The 26,356-nt window shown below is 71.8% G+C and carries 26 protein-coding genes; 9 read left to right on the top strand and 17 right to left on the bottom strand.

Annotated features, from left to right (window positions below; genetic code table 11):
* Positions 1-522, top strand: a complete 522-nt coding sequence (locus tag AB0I71_RS04660; RefSeq protein ID WP_357581877.1) for an AAA family ATPase — start codon at positions 1-3, stop codon at positions 520-522.
* Between the two features lie 130 nt (positions 523-652).
* On the opposite strand, the gene AB0I71_RS04655 is transcribed toward AB0I71_RS04660, so the two are convergent.
* On the bottom strand, positions 653-1,228 hold the full coding sequence (locus AB0I71_RS04655) for a dihydrofolate reductase family protein (protein WP_357581876.1): 576 nt from the start codon (positions 1,226-1,228) through the stop codon (positions 653-655).
* Between the two features lie 118 nt (positions 1,229-1,346).
* Positions 1,347-2,723 (bottom strand): type VII secretion protein EccB, encoded by a 1,377-nt coding sequence (eccB, locus tag AB0I71_RS04650; protein WP_357581875.1) that lies wholly within the window; start codon positions 2,721-2,723, stop codon positions 1,347-1,349.
* Positions 2,724-2,834: 111 nt separating this feature from the next.
* On the opposite strand from eccB, the gene AB0I71_RS04645 reads away from it, so the two are divergent.
* Together AB0I71_RS04645 and AB0I71_RS04640 are read left to right on the top strand one after the other, a co-directional pair.
* Complete coding sequence (locus tag AB0I71_RS04645) at positions 2,835-3,554, top strand: spermidine synthase (RefSeq protein WP_357581874.1); 720 nt, start codon at positions 2,835-2,837, stop codon at positions 3,552-3,554.
* 26 nt (positions 3,555-3,580) lie between these two features.
* On the top strand, positions 3,581-3,874 hold the full coding sequence (locus AB0I71_RS04640) for a hypothetical protein (protein ID WP_357582021.1): 294 nt from the start codon (positions 3,581-3,583) through the stop codon (positions 3,872-3,874).
* A 285-nt stretch (positions 3,875-4,159) separates the two neighbouring features.
* On the opposite strand, the gene AB0I71_RS04635 is transcribed toward AB0I71_RS04640, so the two are convergent.
* Both AB0I71_RS04635 and AB0I71_RS04630 read right to left on the bottom strand, forming a co-directional pair.
* Positions 4,160-5,317: an acyl-CoA desaturase gene (locus AB0I71_RS04635; RefSeq protein ID WP_357581873.1), complete on the bottom strand. Its 1,158-nt coding sequence runs from the start codon at positions 5,315-5,317 to the stop codon at positions 4,160-4,162.
* Positions 5,318-5,333: 16 nt separating this feature from the next.
* On the bottom strand, positions 5,334-6,425 hold the full coding sequence (locus AB0I71_RS04630; protein ID WP_357581872.1) for a ferredoxin reductase: 1,092 nt from the start codon (positions 6,423-6,425) through the stop codon (positions 5,334-5,336).
* 84 nt (positions 6,426-6,509) lie between these two features.
* Here AB0I71_RS04630 and AB0I71_RS04625 point away from each other — a divergent pair, with 84 nt between their 5' ends.
* Complete coding sequence (locus AB0I71_RS04625) at positions 6,510-7,757, top strand: helix-turn-helix domain-containing protein (protein WP_357581871.1); 1,248 nt, start codon at positions 6,510-6,512, stop codon at positions 7,755-7,757.
* Between the two features lie 47 nt (positions 7,758-7,804).
* On the opposite strand, the gene AB0I71_RS04620 is transcribed toward AB0I71_RS04625, so the two are convergent.
* From AB0I71_RS04620 to AB0I71_RS04580, 9 genes are all read right to left on the bottom strand, one after another.
* Complete coding sequence (locus AB0I71_RS04620) at positions 7,805-9,379, bottom strand: Na+/H+ antiporter (RefSeq protein ID WP_357581870.1); 1,575 nt, start codon at positions 9,377-9,379, stop codon at positions 7,805-7,807.
* A gap of 94 nt (positions 9,380-9,473) precedes the next feature.
* Positions 9,474-10,262, bottom strand: coding sequence for an IclR family transcriptional regulator (locus AB0I71_RS04615; RefSeq protein ID WP_357581869.1), 789 nt, complete (start codon positions 10,260-10,262; stop codon positions 9,474-9,476).
* Positions 10,259-10,639, bottom strand: coding sequence for a 4-carboxymuconolactone decarboxylase (pcaC, locus tag AB0I71_RS04610; RefSeq protein WP_357581868.1), 381 nt, complete (start codon positions 10,637-10,639; stop codon positions 10,259-10,261). Before pcaC ends, AB0I71_RS04615 begins: the two co-directional genes overlap by 4 nt.
* On the bottom strand, positions 10,636-11,451 hold the full coding sequence (gene pcaD / locus AB0I71_RS04605; RefSeq protein ID WP_357581867.1) for a 3-oxoadipate enol-lactonase: 816 nt from the start codon (positions 11,449-11,451) through the stop codon (positions 10,636-10,638). The genes pcaC and pcaD overlap by 4 nt, the downstream gene beginning before the upstream one ends.
* Positions 11,448-12,788 (bottom strand): 3-carboxy-cis,cis-muconate cycloisomerase, encoded by a 1,341-nt coding sequence (pcaB, locus tag AB0I71_RS04600; protein ID WP_357581866.1) that lies wholly within the window; start codon positions 12,786-12,788, stop codon positions 11,448-11,450. Before pcaB ends, pcaD begins: the two co-directional genes overlap by 4 nt.
* Positions 12,763-13,332 carry a protocatechuate 3,4-dioxygenase subunit alpha gene (pcaG, locus tag AB0I71_RS04595; RefSeq protein ID WP_357581865.1) on the bottom strand — a complete coding sequence of 190 codons (570 nt, stop codon included), beginning with the start codon at positions 13,330-13,332 and terminating at the stop codon, positions 12,763-12,765. The genes pcaB and pcaG overlap by 26 nt, the downstream gene beginning before the upstream one ends.
* Positions 13,325-14,047 (bottom strand): protocatechuate 3,4-dioxygenase subunit beta, encoded by a 723-nt coding sequence (gene pcaH, locus AB0I71_RS04590; protein WP_357582011.1) that lies wholly within the window; start codon positions 14,045-14,047, stop codon positions 13,325-13,327. The genes pcaG and pcaH overlap by 8 nt, the downstream gene beginning before the upstream one ends.
* 130 nt (positions 14,048-14,177) lie before the next feature.
* Positions 14,178-14,948, bottom strand: a complete 771-nt coding sequence (locus AB0I71_RS04585) for a CoA-transferase (RefSeq protein ID WP_357581864.1) — start codon at positions 14,946-14,948, stop codon at positions 14,178-14,180.
* 76 nt (positions 14,949-15,024) lie between these two features.
* Positions 15,025-15,843: a CoA-transferase gene (locus tag AB0I71_RS04580; RefSeq protein ID WP_357581863.1), complete on the bottom strand. Its 819-nt coding sequence runs from the start codon at positions 15,841-15,843 to the stop codon at positions 15,025-15,027.
* A 337-nt stretch (positions 15,844-16,180) separates the two neighbouring features.
* On the opposite strand from AB0I71_RS04580, the gene AB0I71_RS04575 reads away from it, so the two are divergent.
* The 3 genes from AB0I71_RS04575 (at position 16,181) to AB0I71_RS04565 (ending at position 19,815) form a co-directional block, all read left to right on the top strand.
* The gene (locus AB0I71_RS04575) at positions 16,181-17,641 is read left to right on the top strand and encodes a benzaldehyde dehydrogenase (RefSeq protein ID WP_357581862.1); all 1,461 of its coding nucleotides are present in this window, start codon (positions 16,181-16,183) and stop codon (positions 17,639-17,641) included.
* 61 nt (positions 17,642-17,702) lie between these two features.
* On the top strand, positions 17,703-18,467 hold the full coding sequence (locus AB0I71_RS04570) for an IclR family transcriptional regulator (RefSeq protein ID WP_357581861.1): 765 nt from the start codon (positions 17,703-17,705) through the stop codon (positions 18,465-18,467).
* 178 nt (positions 18,468-18,645) lie between these two features.
* A complete protein-coding gene (locus AB0I71_RS04565) occupies positions 18,646-19,815 on the top strand; it encodes a 4-hydroxybenzoate 3-monooxygenase (RefSeq protein WP_357581860.1) in 1,170 nt (389 codons plus the stop codon).
* A 42-nt stretch (positions 19,816-19,857) separates the two neighbouring features.
* On the opposite strand, the gene AB0I71_RS04560 is transcribed toward AB0I71_RS04565, so the two are convergent.
* The 3 genes from AB0I71_RS04560 to AB0I71_RS04550 form a co-directional block, all read right to left on the bottom strand.
* Positions 19,858-20,577, bottom strand: a complete 720-nt coding sequence (locus tag AB0I71_RS04560) for a class I SAM-dependent methyltransferase (RefSeq protein WP_357581859.1) — start codon at positions 20,575-20,577, stop codon at positions 19,858-19,860.
* 62 nt (positions 20,578-20,639) lie between these two features.
* Positions 20,640-21,596, bottom strand: coding sequence for a DUF4034 domain-containing protein (locus AB0I71_RS04555; RefSeq protein ID WP_357581858.1), 957 nt, complete (start codon positions 21,594-21,596; stop codon positions 20,640-20,642).
* A 140-nt stretch (positions 21,597-21,736) separates the two neighbouring features.
* Positions 21,737-21,979: a hypothetical protein gene (locus AB0I71_RS04550; protein ID WP_357581857.1), complete on the bottom strand. Its 243-nt coding sequence runs from the start codon at positions 21,977-21,979 to the stop codon at positions 21,737-21,739.
* A 221-nt stretch (positions 21,980-22,200) separates the two neighbouring features.
* Between AB0I71_RS04550 and AB0I71_RS04545 the strand changes: the two genes are divergently transcribed.
* A complete protein-coding gene (locus tag AB0I71_RS04545) occupies positions 22,201-23,664 on the top strand; it encodes a PepSY domain-containing protein (protein WP_357581856.1) in 1,464 nt (487 codons plus the stop codon).
* 255 nt (positions 23,665-23,919) lie between these two features.
* A complete protein-coding gene (locus tag AB0I71_RS04540) occupies positions 23,920-25,782 on the top strand; it encodes an adenylyl cyclase (RefSeq protein ID WP_357581855.1) in 1,863 nt (620 codons plus the stop codon).
* Positions 25,783-25,828: 46 nt separating this feature from the next.
* Here AB0I71_RS04540 and AB0I71_RS04535 read toward each other — a convergent pair whose 3' ends face one another.
* A complete protein-coding gene (locus AB0I71_RS04535; protein ID WP_357582010.1) occupies positions 25,829-26,326 on the bottom strand; it encodes an N-acetyltransferase family protein in 498 nt (165 codons plus the stop codon).
* Between the last annotated feature and the right edge of the window lie 30 nt (positions 26,327-26,356).

Genomic DNA, 26,356 nt, shown 5'->3' with positions numbered 1-26,356 from the left:
ATGATTGTCTGGATCAACGGGGCCTTCGGCGTCGGCAAGACGACCACTGCGGGCCTGCTCGTGGAGCGGCTCCCGGACGCCAAGATCTTCGACCCCGAGTACGTCGGTTACCTGCTGACCCCGTTCATCACCTCGCCGACCGGCGACTTCCAGGATCTTCCACTGTGGCGTCACCTCGTCGTCGAGACGATGAGCGGTCTCGCCCGGGAGTATCCGCACCCCTGGATCGCGCCGATGAGCCTGATCAACCCGGCTTACCGCGAGGAGATCCTCGACGGTATCCGTGCGGTGGGCGTCGAGGTGCGCGAGGTCGTGCTCACGCTCCCCGAGGAGCAGTTGCGTGCCCGTATCGATGCCGACCAGATGGATGTCGCTGCCCGCCAGTGGCGACACGATCATGTCGCCCGGGCGCTCACCAGCTTCGCCGCCGTGACCGGCGCTCAGGTGGTCGACGCGTCCCAGCCGCCCGAACAGGTGGCCGACGCCATCGCCATGAGCATCCGGCCAGTGCCCAGCCGCTGACCCGCTTCCGTACCCGGACGCAGGTTTCGCTGTGGGTGCATCTGTTGTCGTCAGAGCGACAACAGATGCACCCAGCACGGCACGACGTTCAGGCGGGACGGGAGCGGACCCGACCTGGCCGGTCGGCTGGTCAGTGGACGACGTCGTAGACCAGCTTCTGGATACCGTTGGCGTAGGACTCGCTCTCGACGAGCCTGAGGTTCTGCTTGTCCCGGTCGGTGTCGGAGAACAGCCGCTTGCCCGCGCCGAGCAGAACCGGGAAGACCAGCAGGTGGTAGCGGTCGATCAGGCCGGCGTCGGACAGGTTGCGGTTCAGGGTGGCGCTGCCGTGGATGCTGATCGGCCCGCCCTCGGTCTGCTTCAGCGCGGCGACGTCGTCGAGCGACCGGAGGATGACGATCTCTCCCCAGTTGGACACCAGGTCCTGCTCTTTGAGGCTCGTCGACACGACGTACTTCGGCATCGCGTTGTAGCCGGGGAACTCGACGGTCATCTTGGGCCACACCGGCGCGAACGCCTGGTAGCTGACCCGGCCCATCATCATCGCCGTGGCCTCGTCCTGCTCGCGGGCCTTGATCTCGTAGGCGGCCTCGTCGAACTCGATGTCGTTGAAGGTCCAGCCCGAGTTGCGGTAGCCCGGTTCTCCGCCGGGTGCCTCGATGACGCCGTCGAGCGAGACGAACGCGGTGGCGATCAGGGTACGCATGTGGGTGCTCCTTGATGTTTGTCTGACGTGCTGTCGTCAGTGCGACGAGCGGGAGTCACCGGATTCGACAACGCACGCCGAGAAATTTCCTACCACTTCCGCAGGGCGTCCGAGCGCGTCAGGCGGGAGCGGCGCGCTGGCGGGCCGCGTCCGGGTCGAGCGGCGCGCCGGCGGGTACGAGACTGACCACCCCGGCGGGCAGCCGGACCGGTCGCACGTCACCGTAGCCGAGCATGCCCGTCACGTCGGGGCTGGCGAGCGCGTACCGGCGGCCGAGGTCGGTCACCACGGAGATCGCGCCGCCGGTGGCGCCCGGTGCGGCGACCGCTTCGACGATTGCGCCCCGCCCCGGCTCCACGAGCACGTGGTCAGCGGTGGTCGAATCGGTGGGCTGTTCCGGCGCCGGAGTCAGGGCCGGCAGGTCCACGCCCAGCCGCAGCTCGACCGGACCGGTGTCATCGCCGACTCGCGCGCAGATCGCCGACGAGTCGGGGGTGGCCAGTCGGGGCGGGCCGGCCGGCGGCGCGTCGGGCCCGACCGGGGCCAGGTCGGGCAGTTGAGGCAGGGCGGCGAACCGTCCGAGGCTGACCTGCTCCGGCTCCCGCTGCCCGGTACGTGCGAGCAGCAGGCCGGCCTGTAGCTCGGTGATGCCGGCCAGCCCGTCGCGCAGTACCACCGCGTACTGCCGCCCTCCGCCGGAGTTGCTCACCACCAGCACGTCACCGATCCGGGCCTCGGCGACCCGGCTGGACGGCCGGCCCAGGCCGGGCGGGTTCAGCGGAGCCAGGTCGGTACCGGCCGGCACCGTGTTGAGCAGGGCGGCGGCCACCGGGACGGACCGGGAACGGGTGGTCGCGAGCGCGGCCAGCACCCGGTCGGTGTCCCGGATCAGGTGCCGCCGCTGCTGCCAGAGCAGGTGCAGCCGGCCGTCGGGACCACGGAGCAGCAGCGCGTCCCGGCCCAGCGCCCGGCCGCCGGTGTCGCCGGTCCCCACCAGCAGCACCGACCGGGTCTCCGGTCCGTGCCCGGTCCGGGACACCGAGCAGACCGTCCACGCCGCGGTGGCCAGCCGGGCCGCCGGAGGCAGCGAGTCGGGAGCGTCGCGGATGCCCAACGGCAGCCCTCTCGGCACCCCGTCGATCGACCGGCTGGACACCAGTACGGTTCTCGGCCGCTGCGCGCCGATGATGAGCAGCGCGGAGGCGTAGTTGAGCACCGGGTGCAGCTTCTCGTCCCGGTAGACGAACCGGGCGCCGGACTCCTTCTCGACGATGACCACACCGGCGTCGCGCCATTTCGTGCCGCCACCGGTGACGAGGCCGTAGAGGGCGGCGCCGCCCAGCCCGATGGCCGCCACCAGCACACTGGCCATCCCGGCTCCGGCGAGCCGGCGCAACGGCGACTGCGCCGGATCAGGCTCCCGGGTCACCAGGGCGGCCACCGTCCGCTGGATGGTGAACTGGTACGAGTGCAGCTGGTCCTGCCGCGACGGCATCGTTTCCCCTCCGGCGAGACGATCGGGGCACAGGATATGCGCTGCGTCGATGTCCCGAGGACCGTGCGTCACACCACGGGCGGCGGCTCGCCGGCCGGTAACATGCCGGCGGTGACCGTACGTTTCGAGGAACTGGCCTGGCGACCGACACCGATCGGCGAGATCAGTCTGCGCCGGCGTCGCGATCCCCGGCTCGACCTGGACGTGTACGAGGTCAAGCTCGACGACGAGTTCCTGATGTCGAGCCTGTTCACCGCCGGTGAGATCGAGCTGGCCCGGTTGGGGTTGGCGCCGTTGGCCGGCGACCGCCTCGACGTCGTCGTCGGCGGACTGGGCCTCGGCTACACCGCCCGTACCGCCCTGGCGGACGACCGGGTCGCTTCCCTGCTTGTGGTGGAGGCGGTCGAAGACGTCATCGACTGGCACCGGCGCGGCCTGCTGCCTTTCGCCGCCGGGCTGGCCACGGACCCGCGTACCCGGCTGGTCCGGGCCGACTTCTTCGCCCGGGTGGCCGGTCCGGACGGCCTCGACCCCGACGACGCCGGGCGTCGCTTCCACGCGGTGCTGCTGGACGTCGACCACTCCCCCCGACACCCGCTGCATCCGAGTCACGCCGCCTTCTACCGGCCGGACGGGCTGCGCCGACTGGCGCGGCTGCTGCATCCGGGCGGGGTCTTCGCCCTCTGGTCGGACGATCCACCGGACCCGGACTTCGAAGCCGCCCTCGCCGCCGTGTTCCCCATCCACCACAGTCACGTGGTGCGGTTTCCGAACCCGCTCACCGGCGGCGAGTCGGCCAACACCGTTTATCTGGGGCAGCTTTCGGACTGAACCAGCTACGCATGTGCAAACCCGGCATGATCCGGGCCGAAATTCCAGCCGCGCACCCACGCACCCGGCATGATCCGGGCCGAAACGGGTATCCGGCCAGCAACCGCGCCCGGATGGGCCGGGCGGCCGGGTGGGAGGTGGAGATGCGTGCCCTGCTCTGGGTCGTCGGCGTGGTCGCCGGGGCGCTGGTCCTGCTCGGGCTGCTCCTCGAAGCGGTCCGCTGGCTGGTCATCATCGGCGTCATCGCGCTCGCCGCGGTGATCGTGTTGGCCTTCATCAAGGGGCGCCAGTCCGCCCAGAACTATCCCAACCGCCGCTGAGAAACTGGCCAGACGCTGGGCGGTCCCGGCGAGTACCCGCCGGTCGGGCGGTCCCGGGCGAGTACCCGGCACCGCACTGTCGAGCTGAGCCGTCTGCGCTCTCAGCTCGACAGTGCGCGCACAACACAGTCCCGGCCGCGCTCAGCAGTCCCGGCCGCGCTCGCCGAGCAGCAGGCCGCGGTCACCGCCCGCGCCGGCCGGTTGGCCGACAAGCTGGCCGACGGGCCCGGTCAGGCGGTCAGGCAGCGACGCCGCGAGGCGATCGGACAGCGACGCCGCGAGCGGTCACGCGGCGACGAGGGCCCGGGTCGGGCGGTCGTCGGAGTCGTCGAGCGGAGCGGCCGGGGCGACCGGCTGGCGGCGGTTCGGCAGGGCGAGCCGGAAGACCTTCCGCCAGGCCGAGAAGACCTGCCGGGGCAGCGAGCCGGTGGTGTACTTCAGCCCGTACCTGTCGAACAGCGCCCGCACCTCCGGCGCGATCTCCTGGTAGCGGTTGCTCGGGAGGTCGGGGAAGAGGTGGTGCTCGATCTGGTACGACAGGTTGCCGGTCATGATGTGCAGCAGCCGGCTACCGCTGATGTTTGCCGAGCCGAGCATCTGCCGCACGTACCACTCCCCCCGGGTCTCGCCCTCGATCGAGGTCTTCTCGAAGGTCTCCACCCCCTCCGGGAAGTGCCCGCACATGATGACCGAGTGGCTCCACCAGTTGCGGATCAGGTTCGCGGTGAAGTTGGCAGCCATGGTGTGGAAGAACGACGGGCCGGACAGCAGCGGGAACAGCAGGTAGTCCTTGAGGACCTGGCGGCGGATCTTCCGGCCGACGGCGCGGACCCTGGTGCGGAACTCGGGGTCCTTGTGGCCCCCGTTCTTGAGCTTGTTCCCCAGGTCGAGGTCGTACGCGGCGATGCCGTACTCGAAGAAGCAGGCGTTGAGGAAGTTGTACAGCGGCTGGCCCAGGTGAGCCGGGTGCCAGGGCTGGTCCTCGTCGACCCGCATGATGCCGTAGCCGAGGTCGTTGTCCTTGCCGACCACGTTCGTGTAGCGGTGGTGCAGCTCGTTGTGTGACTGCTTCCACTGGTCGGCCGGGGCGACGTGGTCCCAGTCCCAGCTGGTCGAGTGGATCTTCGGGTCCCGCATCCAGTCCCACTGGCCGTGCAGGATGTTGTGCCCGATCTCCATGTTGTCCAGGATCTTCGCCACCGAGAGCCCGGCGGTGCCGACGATCCAGGCCGGCGGGAAGAGCGAGAACAGCAGCACCACCCGGCTGCCGATCTCCAGCTTCCGCTGCGTCGAGATGACCTTGCGGATGTACGCGGCGTCCCGCTCGCCCCGGGAGGCGATCACGCGTTCCCGGATGGCGTCGAGTTCCTTGCCGAGGGTCTCGATGTCCTCGGCGGTGAGGTGGGCGATCGGGTTGTCGGCCTTCTTCTGGATCACAGTCACGTCGGTCGTTCTCCGATCAGATCTCGAGTTCGCACGGGCCGGCGGCGGCAGACACGCAGGTCTGCACGCGTACGCCGTCGCCCGGCAGGGCGGTGGTGAGCTGGCCGTTGCGCAGGTCGCGGACAGCGCCCTGGCGCAGCGGAAGCACGCAGCCGAAGCAGATGCCCATCCGACAGCCCGACGGCATGAGCACTCCGGCGTTCTCGCCGGCATCCAGCAGCGGGGTGGCGCCGGCGGCCTCCACGGTCACCGACGATCGGGTGAAGGTGACGGTTCCACCGTCACCCGCAGTGATCACGGTGGGACGGAACCGCTCGGTGTGCAACCGTGCGGCGTGGCCGCGAGCCGACCAGTGCTCCTCCGCCGCGTCGAGCAGCCCGAGCGGGCCGCACGCCCACGTCTGACGCTCCAGGTGGTCGGGGACCAGGGTGTCGAGTTCGGCCACGTCCAGCAGGCCCTCGACCTCGGTGTGCCGCTCGATCAGGCGGATGGCGCCGCGCTCGGCGAGGGCGCGCAGCTCACCGCCGAAGACCACGTCCGTGGCGGTGGGTGCCGAGTGCACAAGCACCACGTCGCTGCCGGCCAGCGCTCCCGAGCGCAGCATCCCGGCCACCGGGGTGATGCCGCTGCCCGCGGTGAGGAACAGCACCCGCGACGGTGCCCGCTCCGGCAGCACGAAGTCGCCGCGCGCCTGGTCGAGCTGCACGATCGTGCCCGGTCGGATCCGCCGGACCAGGTGGTTGCTGACCACACCGTCGGGGATCGCCTTCACCGTCACCGAGATCGGGTCGGTACGCCGGCCGGGGGCCGAGGTGACCGAGTAGGCCCGCCACTGACGCACCCCGTCGACGTCGACGCCGAGCCGGACGTACTGGCCGGGGACGTGCCCGCGCCAGCTGCGGCCGGGCTGGATCAGCAGGGTCGCCGCGTCCGGGGTCTCCGAGCGCACGTCGATGATCCGGCCGCGCAGGTCGGCCCCGGCGCGTAGCGGGGCGATCAGGTCAAGGTAGTCGCTGGGCAGCGCCGGCGTGGTCACCGTCTCGGCGAGCCGCCACAGGCGGCGCCGAAAAGATCTCGTCGTGCCCGGTGGCGGGACGGTGGCGGTCATAAGACGATGGTCGCGGCCCGCTGGCATAAACTCTTGGTCTGCGAAGGTAAAGCGATCCACCCCTTTTGTGCGGAGAGAACAACCGTGGCGGAACCATCCGGAACGACCAATCGGGCGGCCCGCATCGAACTGGACCAGCGGGTGGCCCGTGAACTGCGCGACCGGCTACCGCTTGTAGCCGGGCAGACCGTCACCGCCATCACGGCCGAGGTACCCAGCTATTCGGGCACCCTGACCGGGCAGATGCGGGACAAGATAGAGAACGCGGTGCAGATCGCGTTGGGCACCTTCCTGCAACTACTCGAACAGTCCCAGGCCACCGACCGTCCGCAGGTCAGCGACCCGAGCACCCCGCTGGTCCCGGCGCTGGAGGCCGCGTACGCCCTGGGCAGCGGCGAGGCCCGGTCGGGCCGGAGCGTGGACGCGCTGCTTGCCGCGTACCGGGTGGGTGCCCGGGTCTCCTGGCGGGAGCTGGCCGCCGCCACCGTGGCCACCGGCCTGCCCGCCGCCACGGTCGCCGAATTCGCCGAGTTGATGTTCGCGTACATCGACGAGCTCTCCGCCGCCAGTGTGGCCGGGCACGCCGACGAGCTGGCGAGCGTGGGCCGGGCCCGACGGCGGAACCTGGAACGGCTCACCCAGCAGTTACTGGCCGGTGACGCGGAGGACGTACTGCTGCGTAGCGCCGAGCGGGCCGACTGGCCGGTGCCACAGACCCTCACCGTGGCGCTGTTGCCGCAGGCGAAACTGCGCGGGGCGCTCGCCCTGCTGGGCGAGCACACCCTGGAGAGCAGCGAGGAGCTGCCGGTCGGCGAGCCCGGTGAGGAGACCGCGGTGCTGCTCGTACCGGACATGCACGGCGACCGTCGCCGGCAGCTCGTCCGGGTGCTGCACGGCCGCCGCGCGGTGCTGGGGCCGGCCCGTCCCTGGGCCCGGGTCTCTTCCTCGTACCGACGGGTGCTCCGGGTGGTCGCGCTGGGTATCGCCCAGCCCGCCGACGGCGAACCCCTGGACACCGAGCAACACCTGGCGGAGCTGCTGCTCAGTGCCGACGTCGAGGCGCTGGCCGACCTGCGTGCCCGGGTCCTGCAACCCCTCGCTGAGCTGCCCGCCGCCACCGCCGAGCGGCTCACCGAGACGCTGCGTTCGTGGCTGCTGCATCAGGGCCGGCGCGACGACGTCGCCGCCGACCTCTTCGTCCACCCGCAGACCGTGCGATACCGGATGGGTCAGCTGCGTCAGCTCTACGGTGACCGACTCACCGATCCACGCAGCCTGCTCGATCTCACTGTCGCGCTCGCGCTTCCGGCCGGCGGTGCGCCGGCCGGATGAGCTGGCCCGCCCGGCGGGTGTGACCGGCCGAACCTCCGACAAGACACTCACTCGGAGGACATCGGGCCCAGCAGGCGGATCTCCTCGACGTCCAGCCGGGCCTGCAACTCCTGGAGCACGGTGTCGTCGATCTCCCGCCGGTCGCGCATCCGGGTGATCTCACGTCGCTTGTGTTCGAGGGCGGCCAACCGCAGTCGGCGCTCGACCTCGCGAGCGGCCGACGAGTCGTCCTCCGGCTCGGACCGCACCGCGCTCAGATGGCCCACGTACTCGGCCCGCAGGCGGTGCAGGATCTCCTCCTCGGCACCCACCCGGTCGGCGATGTCGGGCAGCGCGTCGAGCGTGGCCTGGGTGGCGGCCAGCTGCGCCCGCCGCGACTCCGCGACGCGTTCCGGGTCACCGCTCAACCCGGCCCAGGTCAGCAGGAGCGGCAGGGTGGTGCCCTGCACCAGCATGGTCACCAGGATCACCGTGGCGACGCCGAAGATGATCAGGTCTCGTTCCGGCACCGGGCTGCCGTCCCGGGCGGTCAACGGCACGGCGAGCGCCGCCGCCAGGGAGACCGCCCCACGGAAGCCGGCCCAACCGGCGACCGTACGCACCCGCCAGTTGACCCGGCGGGCGAGCCGCGACTCGCGCCGGTCCACCAGCCAGGCCACGGCGGCGATCAGGTGCAGCCAGAGCATCCGGACCAGCACCAGCACCAGGGCCACCACGAGCGCGATCAGGACGGCCCGGCCCAGCGAGATGCTCGTGACGCTCCGCACCGCCCGGGGGATCTGCATGCCCACCAGCACGAAGAGTCCGCCGTTGATGAGGAAGGTGGTCAGGTCCCAGAACGACAGCGCAAGCACCCGGGATCGGGCGCGGATCACCCGGGGGCTGGCGTAGGAGAGCATCAGGCCGGCGACGACCACCGCGAGCACCCCGCTCTCGTGGATGCTGTCGGCGAGGAAGAAGGCGGTGAACGGGGTGAGCACGCTGAGCGCGCCCTCCCGCAGCGGGTCGTCGATGCGCTTGCGGATCAGGATCACCACGGTGCCGACCAGCGCGCCGGCCGCGATGCCACCGAGGAAGGACAGGCCGACCCGTTCGACGAGTTCGAAGGCGGTCGGTGCGGCACCCCCGCCGAGCAGGCCGAGCGCGATGGCGAACAGCACCAGGGCGGTGCCGTCGTTGACCAGGCTCTCCGCGCGCAGCGTGGTCAGCAGGCGTCGGGGCATCCGCTTGGCCAGCCCGGCCACCGCGGCGGCGTCGGTCGGGGCGAGCACCGCGCCGAGCACCCAGGCCACCGCCGGATCGACACCGAAGCGCTGCACGACAAGCGACACCGCGACCATCGTGACGCCCACCAGGCCGATCGCCAGCAAGGCGATGACCACGATATTCGCCCTGATCTCCCGCAGGCTGGTGACCAGGCTCTCCCGGTACAGGATCGCCGGCAGGAACAGCACCAGCACCACCTCGGGTGCCAGGACCACGTGCGAGAACGGGGGCAGCAGCGCCACCAGGGCGCCCAGGCAGATGAGCAGCACCGGCGGGGCCACCCGGTACCGGCCGCCGACGGTGGTGCCGACAAGCACGACGACGCCCAGTGTGATGACCAGCAGCAGCTCGCGCACCCCGCCCCCCGTTCGTCGCCCCCCACATGGTGGTACGCCGACGGGCCGCACCGGGTGGATTCGCCGCAGCGCCGGACCCGGACCCCGACCGGGCTCAGCGACCGGGACCGGCGCCCAGGTCCTCTTCGATGCGCTTGGCGGTGGCCAGCAACGGAGGCAGCAGCTCCTTGCGGATCATCTCGAACGAGCCACGGCTGGCGTGGGCGGAGACGTTGACAGCGGCCACCACCGAGCCGTTGTCGCCGTGGATCGGCGCGGCCAGGGACCGCAGCCCCTCCTCCAGCTCCTGGTCGACGAGGGCGTACCCCTGGCTGGCGATCTTCGTCAGAGTGGCGCGCAGTCTGGCCGGGTCGGTCACGGTGCGGCGGGTCAGCGGCCGAAACTGCGCCGTGGCGAGATAGTCGTCCAGCCACCCGGCCGGCTGCGCGGCGAGCAGCACCCGGCCCATCGACGTCGCGTACGCGGGAAACCGGGTGCCGACGCTGATCCCCACCGTCATGATCCGCTTGGTGGGTACCCGGGCGACGTAGACGACCTCGTCGCCGTCGAGGACCGACACGGAGCAGGACTCGTGCACCTGCGCGACAAGCGCCTCCATGTGCGGCCGGGCCACCTCGGGCAGGCTCAGGCTGGACAGGTAGGCGTAACCGAGATCGAGGATGCGCGGACGCAGGGAGAACAGCCGCCCGTCGGTGCGTACGTAGCCGAGGTCGACGAGGGTGAGCAGGAAGCGGCGGGCGGCGGCCCGGGTCAGCCCGGTGGCGCGGGCCACCTCGCTGAGGGTGAGCTGCGGATGCTCGGCGTCGAAGGCCCGGATCACCGCGAGCCCGCGTTCCAACGACTGGACGAACTCGCCGGAGCGGGCCGTCGCCTCGTCGGTCACTGGGCCTCCTGCCGCAGAGTCTCCTGGGCCACCTTGAACGCCCGGTTCGCCGCCGGTACGCCAGCGTAGACGGCCACCTGGAGCAGCACCTCCCTCACCTCGTCGGGGGTCAGGCCGTTGCGCAGGGCGGCGCGGACGTGCATGGCCAGTTCCTCGTCGTGATGCAGCGTGGCCAGCACGGCGAGGGTGATGCAGCTGCGGGTACGCCGGTCCAGCCCTTCGCGGGTCCAGATCTCACCCCAGGCGTAGCGGGTGATCAGGTCCTGGAAGTCGGTGGTGAACTCGTCGGTGCCGGCGACGGCCCGGTCGACGTGCGCGTCGCCGAGCACCTGACGCCGTACCGTCATTCCGGCCTCGTACCGCTGCTCGTCGGTCATCTCCGCATCGCGCCTTCCGGATCGAGGTGGTCCGCGAGCAGCCGGGTGACGGCCTCGGGCTGCTCGACGTTTGCCAGGTGCGCCGCGCCGTCGAGCACCACCAGGCGGGCCGACGGGATCCGCTCGGCGATGGCGGCCGCCTGCTCCGGCGGGGTCGCCGGATCGTCGGCGGCACCGATCACCAGCGTCGGGGCGCGTACGGCGGCCAGGTCCGGGCGCAGATCCATCGCGGCGATCGCCTCACAACAGCCGGCGTACCCGACGGCGGGTGTGCTGACCAGCAGGTCCCGGTACGCGGCGACGGTGTCCGGACGGGACGCGGCGAAGGCGGGGGTGAACCAGCGTTCGACTATCGCGTCGGCGATGCTGTCCAGCCGACCGGCCCGGACGGTGGCGGCTCGGGCCCGCCAGCCGTCAGCCGGGCCGAGCGATGCGGAGGTGCACATCAGGGCGAGGCGGTCGATCCGCTCGGGGGCGTGCGCGGCAAGCCACATGCCGACCATCCCACCGAGGGAGAGCCCGGCGTAGTGGGCGCGGGCGACGCCCAGGTCGTCGAGCAGCCGCAGCACCTTCCGGCCGAGCAGGTCGATGGTGTACGGCCCGGCCGGCACCGCCGAACCGCCGTGGCCGAGATGGTCGTAGCGGACCACGCGGTACCGGGCGGCCAGCGCCGCCACCTGCGGCTGCCACATCGCGCCGGTGGTGCCCAGGGAACTGCCGAGCAGCAGCACCGGGGCGTCGGGCGGGCCGTCCACTGTGGCGTGCAGCCCGGGGGTCACCGGTCCGCCCCGGGATGTCGTCCCGGCGGTCACGGCCGGGCCTCGCGGTGCAGGTCGAGGGCGTGGTCGATCAGTTGCCCGGTGCTGCCGAGCCAGCCGGCCGGGTCGAGCGCGGCGTCGACGTCCGGTTCCGACAGGTGGGCGCGCAGATCCGGGTCGGCCAGCAGCGCCGCCCGGAAGTCGGTCCGGCCGGCGGCACGGCGCACCAGATCGTGGGCGGCGGCCCGGCCCAGGGCCGGCGCCAGTCGGGCGGCGACCGCCTCGGCGAGCAGCCGGCCGCCGGTGGCGTCCAGGTTGGCCCGCATCCGCTGCGGACGCACGTCGAGGCCGGCGAGCATCCGGGCGGTACGGGCGGCGGCCCCGCCGGCGAGGTGCACCAGTTCGAGCAGGGGTTCCCATTCGGCGTGCCAACCACCGGTGGCCCGCTCGTGTTCCTGCGCCGCGGCGGCGAACAACGTGCCGACGAGTCCGGGGCCGCGTCGGGCCGCAGCGGTGACCAGCACCGAGTCCACCGGATTGCGCTTGTGCGGCATCGCCGAGGAGCCGCCGCGCCCGTCGCCCCCCTCGGCCACCTCACCGACCTCGGTCTGCGCGAGCAGGCCCACGTCGAGGGCGATCTTGCCGGTGGTGGCGAGCAGCCCGCCGAGGGCCGAGGCCAGGTCGAGCAGGGGCTGGCGGCGGGTGTGCCAGGGCAGCGGGCTCGCCGCCAGCCCGAGGTGCGCGGCGAACCGTTCGACGATCCTCGGCCCGGCCGCGCCGTACGTGGCGAGAGTGCCGACCGCCCCGCCGAGCTGCGCGGGCAGCCCGGTGCGCGCCCGGGCCAGCCGGGTCCGCACCTCGACCAGGCCGACCAGCCAGCCGGCCGCCTTGAGCCCGAAGGTGGTAGGTGCGGCCTGCTGGCCGAGGGTGCGGGCGGCCATCAGCGTGTCACGGTGGGTCCGGGCCAGCCGGGCGGCGGCCTCGGCGGCGTCGTCGAGGTGTCGCAGCAGCGGCCCGGCGGCGCGGACCGCCACCAGCGACAGGGCGGTGTCGAGCACGTCCTGGCTGGTGGCGCCGTGGTGCACCCAGGGGCGGGCCGGTTCGTCGACCGCAGCGGTCAGCTCCCGCACCAGCGGGACGACGGGATTGCCGGCCGCCTCGGCCGCCTCGCCGAGCGCGGCCGGGTCGTACCGCTCGGCGCGGCACTGACTGACGATCTCGTCGGCGGCCGGGGCGGGCACCAGCCCGACCTCGGCGCCGGCCCGGGCCAGGGCCGCCTCCGCGTCCAGCAGCGCCCGCAGCAGGGCGTGGTCGCCGATCTCGGCGTCGACGTCGGGTGTGCCGGAGAGCCCGCGCAGCAGTGCCTCAGACGGCGAAGAAGACGGTCTCATGCTCTCCCTGAAGGCGGATGTCGAACTGGAACCCGTCCGCAGCCGGTCGGGCCAGCAGCGTGTCACGACGCTGCGGGTCGACGGTACGCAGCACCGGGTCGGTGGCGTTGGCCGCCTCGCCGGGAAAGTAGACCCGGGTGACGAGGCGGTGCAGCAGCCCCCGCCCGAACACCGACAGGGTCAGGTGCGGTGCCTCGGTGTCGCCGTCGAAGGTGGGCAGCGGCCCCGGCTTGACGGTGTGCAACGCGTACCAGCCCTCGCTGTCGGTCTCGGCCCGGCCGAAGCCCCGGAAGCCGGCGACCGCCGGTGGCCGGGCGCCGCGCGGATCGTCCGGGTGGTCGAAGCGACCGTCGGGATCGGCCTGCCAGCTCTCCACCATCGCGTCGACCACCGCGGCGCCGGTGCCGTCGACGATCCGGCCGCGCAGCCAGAACGCCCCGGCCGTGCCCTCCGGCACCACGTACGGCCCGTCGGGCCAGCGCAGGCCGATGTGCAGGTACGGCCCGACGGTCTGGGCGGGCGTCACGCCCAGCGACTCACTCATCGTCGTCCTCGTCCTCGTCCTCGAACACGGTGGCCTCCCGGCCGCGCAGCACGATGTCGAACTCGTAGGCGAGTGCCCACTCGGGGCGGGTGGCGGCGTGGTCGTAGCGGGCCACCATCCGCTGTCGGGCCCGCTCGTCGCGGACCGAGTTGAAGATCGGGTCCTGGGAGAACAGCGGGTCGCCCGGGAAGTACATCTGGGTGACCAGCCGCTGGGTGAAGGCACGGCCGAAGAGGGAGAAGTGGATGTGCGCGGGCCGCCAGGCGTTGTCGTGGTTGCGCCACGGGTAGGCGCCGGGCTGCACGGTGACGAAGCGGTAGCGGCCCTCGGCGTCGGTCAGGGCGCGCCCGACGCCTGTGAAGTTCGGGTCCAGCGGCGCCGGCCAGGTGTCGGCGGTGTGCCGGTAGCGGCCGGCGGCGTTGGCCTGCCAGATCTCGACGAGGGTGTGCGGCACCGCGCGACCGTCGCCGTCGAGGACCCGGCCGTGCACGATGATCCGTTGCCCGAGGGGTTCGCCGTCGTGCTGGCGGGTCAGGTCGTGGTCCAGCTCGCCGAGGCGGCCCTCACCGAGCAGCGGGCCGGTGACCTCGGTGAGCCGCTGGGGCAGGTAGGTCAACGGCTGCTGCGGCGCCCGGGTCACTGTCGACCGGTAGCCAGGACTGAGCAGTGGCGGATGGGCGTCGACGTCGTCGCGCCGGTAGCTCGGCAGGATCAGTTTCCGCTCGGCGTCCTGGCTCACGGCCGCTCCTCCCCTTCTGTCGATCCGAGTATCCGCGACCCGGAGGATTCGAGCGGGTGCCCGCTGGCGATCGCACCGCCCGACGGTCCGATCCGGGGCCTGTCGCTCATGCCGCCGTCCGCATCGTCGCCTCGAGGGCACGCAGCACGGCGAGTTCCTCGGCGGTGGGTGGCTCACCGGTGCTCAGGTCGTCGGCGACGGCGAGGGGCCAGCCGGTGGCCTCGCGGACCCGCTCCACGGTGACGCCCGGGTGCAGTCGGGTGAGGGTGAGTTCGCAGCTGTCCGGGTCGGCCTCGAGGACGCCGAGGTCGGTGATGACGGTGCGGGGTCCACCGCCGCGCAGCCCGAGCCGGGCCCGGTCGCCGGGGCCTGCGCCGTAGCCGACCGAGGTGACGAAGTCGACGCGCTCGGTGAAGGTACGCCGGCTCTGCCGGACGATCACCACCACCTCACCGCAGGAGGCGGCGATCTCGGGAGCGCCACCGGCACCGGGCAGGCGCACCTTCGGATCGGTGTAGTCACCGCCGATGACTGTGGTGTTGATGTTGCCGTACCGGTCGAGCTGCGCGGCGCCGAGGAACCCGACGTCGATGCGTCCGGGTTGCAGCCAGTAGTTGAACACCTCGGGCACCGGGATCACCGCGTCGGCGGTGTCGGCGAGGACGCCGTCACCGATGGAGAGCGGCAACCGGTCCGGCTTGGCGCCGAGACAACCGGACTCGTAGATCAGCACCAGATCCGGGGCGTGGGTGGCGCGGGCCAGGTTCGCCGCGGTGCTGGGCAGTCCGATCCCGACGAAACAGGCGGTGCCGTCGCGCAGTTGCCGGGCCGCCGCCACCGTCATCATCTCGTCGGCCGTGTAGTCCCCCGTGCTCATGCCCGCCCTCCGCTGCGCTCCGGGCCGGCCTGAGGCACCAACGCACTGAGTTGATGATTCGCTCGCTGACGCTCGCTCATGCCTTCGCTCCCGCGTTCTGCACGTGCCGTGCGATCCACTCCTGGAACGTGTCACGGTCCCGGCTGATCTCGTCCCAGGCCACGTAGAAGGCGTTGTCGCGCACCGAGTAGCCGTGCGCGTACGAGGGATGGGCGCCTCCGGGTACGTGTGCCACGGCGGTGACCGCCCAGCCGGGCAGCACGACCTGACCGGCCACCGGGGTCAACTCGTCGACGATCTCCTCGACCGTGACCAGGGACCGGCGGGCCGCCAGCACCGCCTCCTTCTGCACTCCGGTGATGCCCCACATCTGCACGTTGCCCGCGCGGTCGGCGCGCTGGGCGTGCACCACTGTCACGTCGGGGTTCAGTGCGGGGACCGCGGTCAGCGTCTCCCCGGTGAAGGGGCAGTCGATGCTGCGGATGTTCGTGGTGTGCCGGGGCAGGTCGGTGCCGCGGTAGCCGCGCAGCACGGCGAAGGGCAGGCCGGAGGCGCCGGCGACGTAGCGGTTGGCCATCCCGGCGTGGCTGTGTTCCTCCAGCTCCAGCGGCACGGGCCAGGAGTTCTGCACGGCGTCGCGGAACCGGTGCAGCGACCCCACGCCGGGGTTGCCGCCCCAGGAGAAGACCAGCCGGCGCGCGCAGCCGGCACCGATGAGCTGGTCGTAGATGACGTCGGGCGTCATCCGCACCAGGGTCAGCTCGCGCCGCCCCTGCCGGATGATCTCGTGGCCGGCGGCGAACGGAATCAGGTGGGTGAACCCCTCAAGCGCCACCGTGTCCCCGTCGCGGACCAGTTCCGCGATGCCGTCGGCCAGCGGGACGAGCTTCGCCATGAGCCTCCCTGCCTCCTGTGTCGAACACCCGCCGATCGCTGTTCGGCATGCGGACCGACGTACTTATCTCGAACGTAATCCGGGTCGGTGAGGTTCGTCAACGCGTACCGGCCGGCCGGATTCCCGCGTCCGACCTATTGCGGAAATGTTGCGGCGAGCCGTTGACGCCAGTCGAGTCCCGTGCAAATGTCCTAGATGAGAACGCTTGTTCGGCAAGCGAACAGGCGTCGCGCGCGGCCGGCTCTGCCTGCCGACGGACCGCCGCACGCGTGAGGCGTGGTCGGAACTACCCCTCCGGCCAGGGCCCCGGCTGTTCTGCGGCGCAAGGAGGATCACCATGCCCCTGCTCGACACCGACACCTGGCACGGCCGGCTCTACAGCGACGGCTGGGTGCAGCCGGCCGGTGGTACCGCCGCCGTTCGCTCCCCCGCCACCGGCGAGGAGCTCGGCCTGATCGGCGTGGCCGACGCCGACGACGTGGCACGGGCCAGCGCCCGGGCCGCCGCCGCGCAGCGGGCCTGGGCGGCCACCAGCTACGCCGAGCGGGCCGCCGTGCTGCGCCGGGCCGGCGCGTTGTGGGAGCAGCACGCCGCCGAGGTCGGCGACTGGGTGGTCCGCGAGTCCGGGTCGATCCCGCCGAAGGGTGTGCTGGAGACCAGCACCGCCGCCCAGGAGTGCTACGAGGCCGCGACGCTGCCCTCGCAGTCGCTCGGTGAGATCATCCCGAGCGCTCAGCCGCGACTGAGCCTCGCCCGCCGGCTACCGGTAGGCGTGGTGGGCGTCATCTCGCCGTTCAACGCCCCGCTGATCCTGGCCATCCGCTCGGTGGCCCCGGCGCTGGCGTTGGGCAACGCCGTGGTGCTCAAGCCGGACCTGCGTACGGCGGTCTGCGGCGGGCTGGCCATCGCCCGGGTCTTCGAGGAGGCCGGGCTGCCCGAGGGCCTGCTGCACGTGCTGCCGGGCGGGATCTCCACCGGCGAAGCGCTTGTCGCCGACCCGCACGTACGGGTGATCAGCTTCACCGGTTCGTCCGCCGCCGGCCGCAAGGTCGGCGAGGCCGCCGCACGGCACCTCAAGCGGGCGCACCTGGAGCTGGGCGGCAACTCCGCACTCGTGGTGCTCGACGACGCGGACCTGGACCTCGCCGTCTCGGCCGGTGCCTGGGGTTCCTTCCTGCACCAGGGGCAGATCTGCATGACCACCGGCCGGCACCTGGTCCACGAGAGCCTCGCCGAGCGGTACGTCACCGAGCTGGCCGCCAAGGCCGACCACCTGCCGGTCGGCGACCCCGCCAAGGAGCAGGTGGCGCTCGGGCCGATCATCGACGAGGCGCAGCGCGACAAGATTCACTCGCTTGTCACGTCGAGCGTGGACGCGGGTGCCCGACTGGCCGCCGGGGGCAGCTTCGAAGGGCTGTTCTACCGGCCGACCGTGCTCGCCGACGTCACCCCGGACACCCCGGCGTACGCGCAGGAGGTGTTCGGCCCGGTCGCCCCGGTGCTCAGCTTCTCCGACCTGGACGAGGCGGCGGCGCTCGCCGGCGCGAGCGAGTACGGGCTGTCGCTGGGCATCCTGAGCCGCGACGTGATGAAGGCGATGGCGCTTGCCGAGCGGATTCCCAGCGGCATCGTGCACATCAACGACCAGACCGTCAGCGACGAGGCGGTGGCGCCGTTCGGCGGGGTCGGCGCCTCCGGCACCGGTTCCCGCTTCGGTGGGGCGGCGGCGAACATCGAGGCGTTCACCGAGACCCAGTGGCTCACGATGCAGGGCGACATCACCCGCTACCCGTTCTGAGCGGGCAGGCAGGACGGGTAGGCAGGACATGGCGGGCAGGACGGGATCTCCCGGGGCGTCGGTGACCTCGCGGGTGCTGGCCGTGCTCGGCGCGTTCGACGCGGCCCACCCGGCGTTGACGCTCAGCGACATCGCCAGGCGCAGCGGGCTGCCGCTGGCCACCACGCACCGGCTGGTCGCCGAACTGGTGACCGGCCGGGCGTTGGCCCGCGCTGCCGACGGCAGGTACACGATAGGCGTACGGCTGTGGGAGGCCGGGCTGCTCTCGCCGCTGCACACCCGGCTGCGCGAGGTGGCCCTGCCCTACCTTCAGGAGCTGTACACCGCCCTCGGCGAGAACGTGCACCTCGCCGTCCGCGACGGCGACGAGGCGCTGTACGTGGAGAAGGTCACCGGGCACCGGTCGGTGCCGACCGTCTCCCGGGCCGGTGGGCGGCTGCCGCTGCACGCCACAGGCGTCGGCAAGGCGCTGCTGGCGTACGCTCCGCCGGAATTCCTCGCCGCGCACCTGCGCCGGCCGTTGCGCCGCTGCACCGCGTACACCGTCACCGAGCCCGGCCGGGTGGCCCGCGAGCTGGCCACGGTACGCGAACGCGGCTGGGCGCGGACCCACGAGGAGATGACCCTCGGTTCCTGCTCGGTCGCCGTGCCGGTGCGCGACGCCGACGGAGCCGTGCTGGCCGCGATAGGCGTGGTCGGGCACAGCCTCGGCGCGGCGCCCCAACGGCTGGTGCCGGCGCTGCTGGCCGCCGCCGAACGGGTCGCCGCCCGGCTCGCCGAGACCGCAGCGGTCCCGGCAGCCGGCGCGTTGCGTTCCACCGCCTGACGCCGCGGGCCCGGCCGCCACCGGACGACAGCCGACCGACGCCGCCGTCGCCGTCGACCGGCCCGCAGCGGGCTTCCACTGAGTGGAAACCGGCAGCGGCGGCGCGGGGCCGGAGCGGGCAGGCTGAAGGTCGGGTGACGATGTCGCCCCCACCACCATCGGCGGCGAGGAGGCACGGATGCGTACCCAGGTCGGCATCGTCGGAGCGGGACCCGCCGGTCTCATGTTGTCGCACCTGCTGCACCGGCACGGGATCGACTCGGTGGTGATCGAGAGCCGCAGCCGGGAGTACGTGGAGCACCGGTTGCGCGCGGGCGTGCTCGAACAGGGCTCGGTCGACCTGCTGCGCGACACCGGCCTGGGGGCACGGCTGGACCGGGAGGGGCTGCGGCACGAGGGCATCGAGCTGCGTTTCGACGGCGAGTCGCACCGGGTGCCGATGACCGAGCTGACCGGCCGGGCGATCACCGTGTACGGGCAGCAGGAGGTGGTCAAGGACATGATCGCCGCCCGGCTGGCGGCGGGCGGGACGATCCTGTTCGAGGCACCGGCCGAACGCCTGTCCGGGCTGGACTCGGCACCGGTGATCCACTTTCGGCATCAGGGCCGGGACGAGGAGCTGCACTGTGACTTCGTGGTCGGCTGCGACGGCTACCACGGGATCAGCCGACAGACGGTGCCCGACGGGGTGCTGACCACCTACGAGCGCACCTACCCGTTCGCCTGGCTGGGCGTGCTCGCCGCCGCCCCACCCGCGGTGGAGGAGCTGATCTACGCCCACCACGAGCGGGGCTTCGCCCTGTACAGCATGCGCTCGCCACAGATCTCCCGGTTGTACCTCCAGGTCCCGGCCGACGAGGACATCGCCGACTGGCCGGACGAACGGATCTGGGCCGAGCTGCGTACCCGGCTGGAGACGGTGCCGAACTGGACGCTCAACGAGGGTCCGGTGCTGGAAAAGTCGATCACTCCGCTGCGGAGTCTGGTGGTCGAGCCGATGCAGTGGCAGCGGCTGTACCTGGCCGGCGACGCGGTGCACATCGTGCCGCCGACAGGTGCCAAGGGCATGAACCTGGCGCTCGCGGACGTCGCCCTGCTCGGTGACGCCTTCGCCGCCTGGTACGCCGACGGCAGCACCGACCTGCTGGACGGCTACTCGCGTACCGCACTGCGCCGGGTCTGGCGGGCGCAGCAGTTCTCCTGGTGGATGACCTCGATGCTGCACCGGCTCAACGCCGACGACCCGTACGAGGCGAAGCTCCAGTCGGCCACCCTGCGCTACGTCACCACGTCTCCGGCGTACGCCACCAGCCTCGCCGAGAACTACGTCGGCCTGCCCGAGGTGTGAGGGAGGGGCCTTTCAACGTCTCAGGAGTGCGCGTTCGACGTCTCAGCAGTGCGCGGCAGCCTTGCGCGCGAGGATGAGCTGGAAACGGGGGCTGCCGTCGCGGTGCGTGCCCAGGGCGGGCAAGGCGGCGTCCGTCGCGGTGAAGCCGGCCGCCGTCAGGTCGGCACAGAGCGCGGGCAACGGCGCGCTGTGGTAGTACATGACGAACGGCGGGTGCCAGACGACGTTGCGTACCCGCATGACCAGGTCGAATCCGCGCGTCATCCAGTGCGACACCGAGGTGAGCGGTGCCGTGCCGATCGGGATGGCGAAGAGTCCGCCGGGCCGCAGCGCCCGGTACACCCCGGCGAAGAGCGCGGGCCGTTCGGTCGGCAGGAAGTGTCCGAGCGCTCCGGCGCTGACCGCGAGGTCGAAGCCCGCGGCGAACGGCAGCGCCCGAGCGTCGGCCCGGACCCAGGTGGCATCCGGGTACGCGCGGCGGGCCTGGGCGAGCATTCCGGCGCTGAAGTCGACGCCGGTGATCCCTTCGGAACACAGGGACCGGAGCACCCGCATGCCCGCGCCGGTACCGCAGCACACGTCCAGGCCGTGCGCGAACGGCCCGAGTTCGGACAGCGCCTCGACGGTCGCGTCGAGCACGCTTTCCGGCGTACGAAAAGGCGTGTGGTCGAACTTCGGCGCCAGCAGGTCGTAGCCGCGCTCGACCGAGGAGAGCGCCTGGACGCACAGCTCCCGCAGCGACGGGCCTTGTGGCGAGAACACCGGCCGAGGGTACCTGCCGACCGTCACCCGCTCCGGCCGAAGTCGGGCCGTACCGCAGTTCGTCAGCTGCGGTTCGCGGTCACGTAGTCGAGGGAGGCGGTGAATTTCTCGACCGGGTCGCCGAGGATCATCCACGGCCACTCGGTGACCATGCCGTCCAGCAGTGCGAACGCGTGCCAGGCCGCGTCGAACTCGTCGGCCAGTTCGAAGGCCATCGCGAACGTCGCAACCCGGGGTGCCCAGCCCGGGCCGGCAGGGATGTAATCCGGGTGGAAGATGGAGTTCTCCGCCGCGGCGAGCAGCTCCGTCCGGACCTCGTCCGAGACGATGTAATCGTTGGCCTCCGCTCGTTCGGTGCGGTCCCACTTCTCGATGTGGGCGACGGCCACCAGCTCATGCAGGAGACTGTTGGGTCCGGCCGCAGCGGCAGCGCCCCGGGCGAAGTCGAACATCTGCTCATGACTACCGGACCATTTCGCGCACAGGTACTGCAGCCGCTGCTCGTGCGCGACGAGGTGCCCGGGGTGCAGTCGAGTCACCGCGTCGAACCGCTGCTGAGCCTCGACCGCACCGATGCGCAGCCCGCGGGAACTGGTCACCAGCCACGCCCACGCCGTCACGTTGTCCGGTTCGCGGGCGATCACCTGCTGCAACGTCGCCTCGGCGTAGTGCAACCGCTCGTGGAATCCTCTGAACTGCTCGGCACTTGTGTACTTGGCCAGTTTGCCGCCGCGCGCCTCCCACGCCCAGTGCACCGCGTGACAACCGGCTACCAGCAGCGGCAGCGTCGACTCCGGTTCGGCGTCGATCCATTCGCCGATCCAGTCCTGGATCCCGTCGACCCCGCCGACGGCCTCCATCAGGAAGGCCAGTTCGTCCGGGTCGGCTGCCATGGTGAGCAGCTCCCGGGCCCACTTCCACTTGCGCTTCTCCAGCGCCCGGATCAGGGCCTTGCGGTGCGGGTCACCGTAGGTCGGGTCCAGGACCGGCTCCGTCGGGTGCTTTTTGAACGGCCACATGCCAACCCAACCTCCGTGTCGTGCGCCGCACCGGCCGCCGATCGTAGACGATCAAGGTTGGGCGCAACGACGTCGGTCCACCGAGGTCTACTCGCCCCCGGGCGAAATCGGTCCGGCGGCAGGCATGGCGTGCAGCCGCTTCAAGGGCTAGATACAGGTCGACGAGAGAGCGCTCCGGGCGCGCCGGTACCGCAACAGACATCCAGCCCCTTGTCGAACGACCCGACGTCGGACAGCGCCTGCGCGGTCGCGCGGAGAACGCTGTCCGGCGTACGGAAGGGCGTGTGGTCGAACTTCGGCGCCAGCAGGTCATAGCCGCGCTCGACCGAGGTGAGCGCCTGGACGCACAACTCCCGTAGCGACGGGCCGTGTGGCGAGAACACCGGCCGAGGGTACCTTCCGGACCGTCGGCACCCGGCCGATGTCGGGGGCGTACCGGCCGGGCGAGTGGGCGAACGGGTGGGTCGGCGTCGCGGGAACCAGCACGGCCCGCCGTCCGACTAGGTGATCGAGCGGCGGGCATCCGGGCGACGGCAGGCAGTACTGACCCGAAGGGCACGGGCCAGGTCCGCGTCAGCATCCCCTGATCCGAACGGAAACCCGCATGTCCCTGACCGAATTGTCCGGCGAGTCCGCGCCGGAGTCCCTCCCTGGCCCGGCACCCGCAGCCCCCGGCCGCCCGGCGCGACGCGCCTCGCCGCTGGCGGCACTACTGCTGCGCCTGCACTTCTACACTGGGGTTCTGATCGCGCCGTTCCTGGTGGTGGCCGCGCTCACCGGCCTGGCGTACACCGTCACGCCGCAGCTGGATCAGCTTCTCTACGGCGACCAGCTCACCGTCGCCAGCGTCGGCGACCAGCCCCGGCCGCTGGCCGAGCAGGTCACCGCGGCCCGCGATGCCCACCCGAGTGGCGATCTGGTGTCGGTGGCCCCGGGTACCGGCGACCAGACGACCCGCGTCGTCTTCGCGCTTGAGGAGTTGGGCGAGAAGCAGCACACCGTCTACGTCGACCCGTACACGGGTGCGGTGCAGGGGCAGCTGACCACCTGGTTCGGCTCCACCCCGGCCACCACCTGGCTCGACGATCTGCACCGCAACCTGCACCTGGGCGAGGTCGGGCGACACTACTCCGAGATCGCCGCCAGTTGGCTCTGGGTGCTGGCGCTCGGCGGCGTCATCCTGTGGTGGCGTCGCCGGCAGAACGGACGCGCTCGCGCCAAGCACCTGCTGGTGCCGGACCTCTCCACCGGCAGGGGCGTCCGGCGGACCCGGGGCTGGCACGCCACCACAGGCGTCTGGCTCACCATCGGCCTGCTGTTTCTCGCCGCCACCGGGCTGACCTGGTCCCGCTTCGCCGGTGCGAATTTCGGCGCCGGGCTGGACGCGCTCGACGCCCGTAGGCCGGTGTTGTCCACCACGCTCGACGGTGCGCCCAGCTCCGGTGGGGGCGAGCACCAGCACGGGGGTGCGCCCCCGTCGGCGGCAGCCGACCCGGCCACCTTCGACCGGGTCCTGGCGGTGGCCCGCGACGCGGGCCTGGCCGGGCCGGTCGAGATCAGCCCCGGCGCGCCGGGCACCGCCTGGGCGGTCGCCCAGACCGACAACGTCTGGCCGGTACGGTTCGACCAGGTCGCCGTGGACCCGGACACCAACGCGGTGACTTCACGCAACGACTACGCCGACTGGTCCCTGCTGGCCAAACTCAGCGCCCTCGGCGTGCAGGCCCACATGGGACTGCTCTTCGGCGTGGTCAACCAGATCCTGCTCGCCGCGCTGGCCGTGGGTCTGCTCTGTGTCATCGTCTGGGGTTACCGGATGTGGTGGCAGCGCCGCCCGACCCGGGACGACCGGCGGGCCCTGGTCGGCACGCCACCGGCGCGCGGGGGCCTGCGCGGGCTGCCCTGGTGGGCGTTGCTGCTCGGCGTACCGGTGGTCGCCGCGGTCGGTTGGGCGCTGCCCTGGTTCGGCGTCCCCCTGCTCGGTTTCCTGATCGTCGACATCGTCGTCGGTGCGCTCGCCCGCCGACGCGGCAGCCGACGACGCGATCCCGCAGCTGTCGCCGGGTGACGCCGGCCCGGTGATCGGGCACGTTCCGGTGGGACCGTGGCGTTCCGTCCGGGTGCGGCGGTTCCGCCGGAACGTCTCGATCATGGACTCATTCGGGCCAGGCATGGCGCGCGGCGGCGTTACGGGGTAGAAACATCTGGACCCCGTTTCTTCACACCGTGATACAAGTCCGCTCCGCAAGAGAGCGCTCTCACACGCCGTGGTTCACCGCGTCGTCAGGTCGCCATCGGTCGACCCGACGGGAAGGACGAACGTATGCCGACCCCACCACCGCATCGGCGACTCGGTCGGGCACTGGCCTTCGGGCTGGTGCTGACCACCGCCGCAGTCGCGACGAACACGCCGGTCAGCGCGGGCCCGCCCCGACCGGCCGGCCCCACCTTCGGACCCAACGTCACGATCTTCGACCCGAGCATGCCGGTCAGCCAGATCCAGGCGACCCTCGACGCGGCGCACGCCGCGCAGGTCGACAACGAGATGGGCACCACCCGGCACGCCTACCTGTTCCGGCCGGGCCACTACGGCACCGCCGACCAGCCGCTTCAGATCAAGGTGGGCTACTACACCGAGATCTCCGGCCTGGGCGCCTCCCCCACCGACGTGGTCATCAACGGCAAGGTCGAGGCGTACAACCGCTGCCTCACCGAGGGCGGCACCGCCAACTGCATCGCGCTTGTCAACTTCTGGCGCACGCTGAGCAACCTGTCACTCCGGATCAACGCCGCCGGCCAGGACGACTGCCGTGCCTCGGCCAACTTCTGGGCGGTGTCCCAGGCCGTGTCGATGCGCCGGCTCGACATCAGCGGCGGCGGACTGTCGCTCATGGACTACTGCACGAACGGGCCGCAGTACGCAAGTGGCGGCTTCATCGCCGACTCCCGGCTGCCGGCCACCACGAACGGCTCCCAGCAGCAGTGGCTGACCCGCAACAGCGAGGTCGAGAGCTGGTCCAACGCGGTGTGGAACCAGGTGTTCGCCGGAGTGGTCGGCGCACCCGACGACGCCGGGTTCCCCGACCCGCCGTACACCACGCTCGACACCACCCCGCTGAGCCGGGAGAAGCCGTACCTCTTCGTCGACGCCAAGGGGAAGTACCAGGTCCGGGTACCCGCCGTGCGTCGCGACACGCGCGGCATCACCTGGGGTACCGGGACGACGCCGGGGCGGAGCATCCCGATCAGCGACTTCTTCGTCGCCAAGCCGACCGACTCGGTGCAGGTCATCAACCGTGAACTCGCCCGGGGCAGGCATCTGCTGCTCACCCCCGGGGTGTACGACGTGGCCCGCAGCATCGAGGTCCGCCGGCCCGACACGATCGTGCTCGGCATCGGGCACGCCACGCTCACCGCGGTGAACGGCGCGGTACCCCTCAACGTCGCCGGGGTGCCCGGCGTGGTCGTCGCCGGGGTCACCGTCGACGCGGGTCTGAAGGAATCGCCGGTGCTGCTGCGGGTCGGGCAGCGCAACGGCCGCAACCAGAGCACCCCACGCAACCCGATCACGCTGTCCGACGTGTACTTCCGGGTCGGCGGCCCGCACATCGGCAGGACGGACACCGCGCTGGAGGTCAACAGCGACCACGTCCTGATCGACCACACCTGGGTGTGGCGGGGAGACCACGGCGTCGAGGGCTTCACCGAGGGCGTCAACGGCGACACCGACAGGTGGCGTACCAACACCGGTCGCTACGGCGTCGTCGTCAACGGCGACCACGTCACCGCCACCGGCCTGTTCGTCGAGCACTTCCAGCGGTACAACACGGTGTGGAACGGCGAGCACGGCACCACGATCCTCTACCAGAACGAGCTGCCGTACGACCCGCCCACCCAGGCGGACTGGCACAACGGCAAGGTCAACGGCTGGGCCGGCTACAAGGTCGGCGACCGGGTCCGCCACCACACCCTGCACGGTGGCGGGGTGTACGTGTTCAACCAGAACAACCCGTCGATCCGCACCGAGAACGGCTTCGAGGTGCCGGTACGCCCCGGCGTCCGGCTGCACCACATCATGACTGTCAACCTCAGTGCCGGCACCATCGACCACGTGGTCAACGGCGTGGGCGAGGCGGCCGACATGGACCGGGTCGGCGCCCCGGTCTATCTGAAGCAGTACCCGTAGTCCGGCAGGCGGGGGCCGGCGGCTCGCCGGCCCCCGTCGACGCGGCTCATTCCACGACCGGGCTGCGCCGCTCCAGCAGGACGACGTCGCGCCAGCGGCCGTGGTGCCGACCCATCCGCTCGCGGGTGCCGACGACCCGGAATCCGACCCGCCGGTGCAGGGCGAGACTTGCGGTGTTCTCGGGGAACACGGCAGCCTGGATCGTCCATATTCCGGCCGCGTCGGTCGAGGCGATGAGCGCGTCGAGGAGCAGCCGCGCCACCCCCCGACCCCGGGCGGCCGGGTCGACGTAGACGGAGTGTTCCACCACCCCGGCGTAGACCTCCCGGTAGGAGGTGGGCGTCACCGCGATCCAGCCGATCAACGTGCCGTCCCCGTCGACCGCCACCAGCCGGTGTGCCGGCAACCGACCGGCGTCGAACGCGGCCCAGGACGGCGCGACGGTATCGAAGCTGGCGTTTCCGCCGTCCAGCCCGGCCTGGTAGATCGCCAGGACCCGGTCGGCGTCGTCGACAGTCATCGGGCGCAGCCGCACCTCGGCCATTGGCGGCTCGGTTCGGATCATGGGCGAATC

Origin of the sequence: Micromonospora sp. NPDC049891, assembly GCF_040660295.1 — a bacterium.
GTDB lineage: Bacteria > Actinomycetota > Actinomycetes > Mycobacteriales > Micromonosporaceae > Micromonospora.
Note: the sequence above shows the minus strand (reverse complement) of the source record. Positions and strands in the feature narration are given on the sequence as shown.

Excerpts from the sequence above, each read along its gene's own strand:
- AB0I71_RS04640 (WP_357582021.1), top strand. The coding sequence starts at position 3,581 with ATGATCCGGGCCGAAATTCCAGCCGCGCACCCACGCACCCGGCATGAT.
- AB0I71_RS04540 (WP_357581855.1), top strand. The coding sequence starts at position 23,920 with ATGCCGACCCCACCACCGCATCGGCGACTCGGTCGGGCACTGGCCTTC.
- AB0I71_RS04585 (WP_357581864.1), bottom strand. The coding sequence starts at position 14,948 with ATGAGCACGGGGGACTACACGGCCGACGAGATGATGACGGTGGCGGCG.
- AB0I71_RS04535 (WP_357582010.1), bottom strand. The coding sequence starts at position 26,326 with ATGGCCGAGGTGCGGCTGCGCCCGATGACTGTCGACGACGCCGACCGG.
- AB0I71_RS04565 (WP_357581860.1), top strand. The coding sequence starts at position 18,646 with ATGCGTACCCAGGTCGGCATCGTCGGAGCGGGACCCGCCGGTCTCATG.
- eccB (WP_357581875.1), bottom strand. The coding sequence starts at position 2,723 with ATGCCGTCGCGGCAGGACCAGCTGCACTCGTACCAGTTCACCATCCAG.
- AB0I71_RS04580 (WP_357581863.1), bottom strand. The coding sequence starts at position 15,843 with ATGGCGAAGCTCGTCCCGCTGGCCGACGGCATCGCGGAACTGGTCCGC.
- AB0I71_RS04655 (WP_357581876.1), bottom strand. The coding sequence starts at position 1,228 with ATGCGTACCCTGATCGCCACCGCGTTCGTCTCGCTCGACGGCGTCATC.
- AB0I71_RS04555 (WP_357581858.1), bottom strand. The coding sequence starts at position 21,596 with ATGTGGCCGTTCAAAAAGCACCCGACGGAGCCGGTCCTGGACCCGACC.
- pcaG (WP_357581865.1), bottom strand. The coding sequence starts at position 13,332 with ATGAGTGAGTCGCTGGGCGTGACGCCCGCCCAGACCGTCGGGCCGTAC.
- AB0I71_RS04630 (WP_357581872.1), bottom strand. The coding sequence starts at position 6,425 with ATGACCGCCACCGTCCCGCCACCGGGCACGACGAGATCTTTTCGGCGC.
- pcaC (WP_357581868.1), bottom strand. The coding sequence starts at position 10,639 with ATGACCGACGAGCAGCGGTACGAGGCCGGAATGACGGTACGGCGTCAG.
- AB0I71_RS04660 (WP_357581877.1), top strand. The coding sequence starts at position 1 with ATGATTGTCTGGATCAACGGGGCCTTCGGCGTCGGCAAGACGACCACT.
- pcaB (WP_357581866.1), bottom strand. The coding sequence starts at position 12,788 with ATGAGACCGTCTTCTTCGCCGTCTGAGGCACTGCTGCGCGGGCTCTCC.
- AB0I71_RS04545 (WP_357581856.1), top strand. The coding sequence starts at position 22,201 with ATGTCCCTGACCGAATTGTCCGGCGAGTCCGCGCCGGAGTCCCTCCCT.
- AB0I71_RS04575 (WP_357581862.1), top strand. The coding sequence starts at position 16,181 with ATGCCCCTGCTCGACACCGACACCTGGCACGGCCGGCTCTACAGCGAC.